Origin of the sequence: Kitasatospora sp. NPDC056181, assembly GCF_042266225.1 — a bacterium.
Taxonomy (GTDB): domain Bacteria; phylum Actinomycetota; class Actinomycetes; order Streptomycetales; family Streptomycetaceae; genus Kitasatospora.
In genome coordinates this window covers 1-3,519 of record NZ_JBHJUK010000187.1, presented here as the reverse complement: position 1 = coordinate 3,519, position 3,519 = coordinate 1, and the positions used below count along the sequence as shown (strand labels likewise).

The window sequence follows — 3,519 nt, the reverse complement described above, 5'->3', positions numbered from 1 at the left end:
CCGGGCGCCGCTGGGTGGGAACCCCCACCCGCCCCCCCCCGGGCGCCCCCCCCCCCCCCCCCCCCCCCCCCCCCCCCCGGGGCGGCCCGGGGGGGCCCCCCCCGGGGCCCTGCTCAGCCCAGCACCGCCGGGGCCGGCCCGTCCGGGCGGACGGTGATGCTGTAGGCGGCGCCGGCGGGGGTGGAGAGGAAGCGCGGCGTGTACGCGGGGAGGAGGACTTCGAGCAGGGCGGTGCTCTCCCGCACGGCGAACTGCGTGCCCAGGCAGGCGCGGGCGCCCAGGCCGAAGGGGTAGTAGGCGCCGAGGTGCGCCGGACGGGCGCCGGCCGTGGTGAACCGGTCCGGGTCGAAGCGTTCCGGGTCCGGCCAGAGCGCCGGGTCGCGGTGGGTCAGGTAGGGGCTGACGATGACGTCGGTGCCGGCCTCGACCCGGTGGCCCAGCAGGGTGTCGTCCTCGGCCGCGTGCCGGGGCAGGATCCACGCGGACGGGTAGAGCCGCAGCGTCTCGCTGACCAGCGCCTGGATCGCCTCCCGCCGCTCCGCCGAGCCCTCCGGGCCGGCCGCCAGCGCCCGGACACGGGCCTCGGGGTGGCGGTCGAGGAGGAGGAAGAGCCAGGTCAGCGTGGTGGCGGTGGTCTCGTGCCCGGCCACCAGCAGGGTGACCAGCTCGTCGCGGATCAGCCGGTCGGTGTACGCGGGGTCCTCCTCGCCCGCCTCCACCAGCACCCGCAGCAGCCCGTCCCCGGCCGGCCCGCGCCGGGCGGCGTCGATCGCGGCGTGCGCGACCGCGTCGATCCGCGCCAGGTCGGCGGCGACCGCCTCGGGGATCCCGGCGGCGTCGGCCGGCAGGGTCGGCATCGCGGCCACCACCCGGGCGACGGCGGCGAGTTCGCGGTCCGTCCGGTCGTCCAGCGGACGGCCGGTGAGCGCCCGCCAGATGGTGTCCAGGGCGAAGTGCCGCATCTCCTCGCCGACGTCGAACCGCTCCCCGGTACGGGCGTACCCGGCCCAGCGGTCGGCGGCGTGGCGGGCGGCCTCGACGATCCGCTGCTCGTAGCGGCGCATCCCGGTGCCGGTGAACTGGGACTGGAGCATGCGCCGTTGGCGCTTCCAGGCGTCGCCGGTCGCGGAGAGGACACCCTCCCCGGCCAGCATCCGGGCCCGGTGCGAGCGCTTGACGTAGCGGTCCGGGTGGCGGCCGAGCACGTGCTGCACGGCCTCCGGGTCGGTGACCAGGACGGTCGGCCGCGGCCCGAGGCGGACCGCGGCGACGCCGCCGAGCTCGCGCTGCGCCCGCGCGAACAGCTCGACCAGGTCGGCCTTCTCGGCCTGCCACCGCGCCACGGCCTCGGCCGGCAGCTCGGGCACGGGACGGCCGGCCGCCCTGTCTGCGGCCCCGTCGGCGGCCCCACCGGCGGGCGGCGGTACGGGGGCGGGGTGGGCTTCCGTGGCCACGGGAGTGCTCCTCTGACGACTGGACCGGCCACTCGGACGGGTGCCGGGCGCACCTGACTGTACGTCAACAGGTGGTCACCGGTCAGGCCGCGCCCCGAGGCCGGCCCGCTGCTCCGGCGGCTGCTCCGGGCGGGGGACCGGGCGGGGCAATGCCACCCGGGCGGCGGACAGTCACGACGTGTGCGGACGGGTACCGTTCGGCGAGGCCGCCCCGGCCCCTCACCGCTGCTCGCCCACCGATGGGAGACATGCATGCCCGGGACCCCGCCCACCACGCCCCGCCCTCGCGTCGGAAGACCGGCCCGGTGGCTGGCCGCCGCCCTGCTGCTGCCGGCGCTGGCCGCCTGCGGGGGAGGCGGCGGCGGTTCCGGATCCGGCGCGGCGAGCTCGGCGGCCGTCGCGGCAGAGCCGGTGGACACGCCCCCGGCGGAGGGCTCGGGGCAGCAGCCCCAGGACAAGCGGACGCAGGCGGGCGGCAACCAGGGCGGGTTCAGCGGAGCGGGCAACGTGTCGGCGAGCGCCACCGGAATCTGGCCGACGGCCCATCTGACGCTCACGAGTTCGGTGACCAGCACCTTCACCGCCACCGTGACCCAGGTCAACAACTGTGCCGGCGGCGCGAAGTCCTCGGGCTCCACGAGCGTGGAGTTCGCGGGAGGTACGGCGAGCGCCACGGTCGAACTTCCCGGCCCGAAGCCCACCTCGGAGGGGTCCAAGGTCTGCTTCACCCTGACCGCGGGCGGAAAGAGCCAGTCCGTTCAGGCCTCGGGCGGGCTGGCAGTGCAGCACGACACCGAGAACGGGGGCGGCCAGAACGGCGGGGGCAATGAGAACGGGGGCCAGGACGGCGGGCAGAACGGCGGGGGCGGTGAGAACGGCGGCAACGAGAACGGGGGCGGCTCGGCAGGCACCAGCGCCGGCAACGCGTCGGCGGGCAGTGGGAGCACGCCCTGAACCCTGCGGAGGAGGAGCCGCCCACCGCCGGGCCCGCCGCCGACCCGGACGCCGACCCGGACGCCGGGCCCGCCGCCGGGCCCGCCACCACGGCCGGGCCTGCCGCTACGGCCGGGCCCGCCACCACGGCCGGGCCTGCCGCTACGGCCGGGCCGCCCGAGCCGCCCGAGTCGCCTGCCCCCGAGCCGCCCGCCGGCCGCTCGTGGAGCAGCTGGCTCGGCCTGATCGCGTCCTGGGTCGCGCCGACCACCCTCATCACCGCGCTGCTGTTCTTCTTCGGCTTCGCCTACACCGACTCGCTCTACCACTACTTCGGCCTGGACGCCGCGACGATCGGCTTCGGCACCCAGGACCTCCTGCTCCGCAGCTCGCCCGCGCTCTACCTCCCGGCCGGCGTCGCCCTCTGCGGCGCCCTGCTGGCCGCGCTCGCGTACCACCTGGCGACCCGCACCGTCCGTACCGGCACGGACGGCCGGCGCGTCGTCCGCCGGGCCTGCGGGGCCGTCGCGCTGCTGGTCGTCCCGCTGGTGGTGCTCGGCTTCCTGGCCGGGTTCGAGGTGATCGACGCGGGGCCGATGGGCACCCCCCTGCTGCTCGGCGGCGCCCTGCTGCTGGTCGTGCTGGCCCGGCTGCTCGCCGTCCGCACCACCGGCGCCCCCTACCCGCTGACCGGGGAGCGGGCGGCGCTCGGCATCAGCACGGCGCTCATCGTGCTCTGTTCGTTCTGGGCCGCCGGCGGCTTCGCCCACCAGAAGGGGGAGGCGGACGCCGAGCGGCTGGCCGGCAACCTGGCGCTGCGCCCGGCCGTCGTCCTCGACACCCCCGAGCGGCTCTACCTCCAGTGGTCCGGGGTGGACGAGCGGGCGCTGCCGGACGCGGGGGCGGGGCAGCGGTTCCGTTACCGTTACCGCGGCCTGCGCCTGCTGGCGCAGGCCGACGGCCGGATGTTCCTGATCCCGCACGACTGGACCTGGGACGCGGGCAACGTGCTGATCCTCCCGGTCGACGCCAACGTCCGGATCGTCTTCCACCCGGGCTGATCCGGCGCCGCCCGGTCCCGGTGCCGGTCCCGGTCCCGGGACCGGCTGCCGACGCGGCGGTGGGGGGGGGT

General features: G+C 77.4%; 3 protein-coding genes. 2 read left to right on the top strand and 1 reads right to left on the bottom strand.

Annotated features, from left to right (window positions below; translation table 11 throughout):
* Positions 1 to 113 precede the first annotated feature (113 nt).
* The gene (locus ACFC1F_RS38945) at positions 114 to 1,367 is read right to left on the bottom strand and encodes a cytochrome P450 (RefSeq protein WP_376165884.1); all 1,254 of its coding nucleotides are present in this window, start codon (positions 1,365 to 1,367) and stop codon (positions 114 to 116) included.
* A 339-nt stretch (positions 1,368 to 1,706) separates the two neighbouring features.
* Here ACFC1F_RS38945 and ACFC1F_RS38940 point away from each other — a divergent pair, with 339 nt between their 5' ends.
* Complete coding sequence (locus ACFC1F_RS38940) at positions 1,707 to 2,408, top strand: hypothetical protein (protein WP_376165861.1); 702 nt, start codon at positions 1,707 to 1,709, stop codon at positions 2,406 to 2,408.
* Positions 2,409 to 2,935: 527 nt separating this feature from the next.
* The gene (locus ACFC1F_RS38935) at positions 2,936 to 3,448 is read left to right on the top strand and encodes a hypothetical protein (protein ID WP_376165858.1); all 513 of its coding nucleotides are present in this window, start codon (positions 2,936 to 2,938) and stop codon (positions 3,446 to 3,448) included.
* Positions 3,449 to 3,519: the final 71 nt, after the last annotated feature.

Coding starts and splice junctions, on each gene's coding strand:
- ACFC1F_RS38940 (WP_376165861.1), top strand. CDS start 1,707: ATGCCCGGGACCCCGCCCACCACGCCCCGCCCTCGCGTCGGAAGACCG.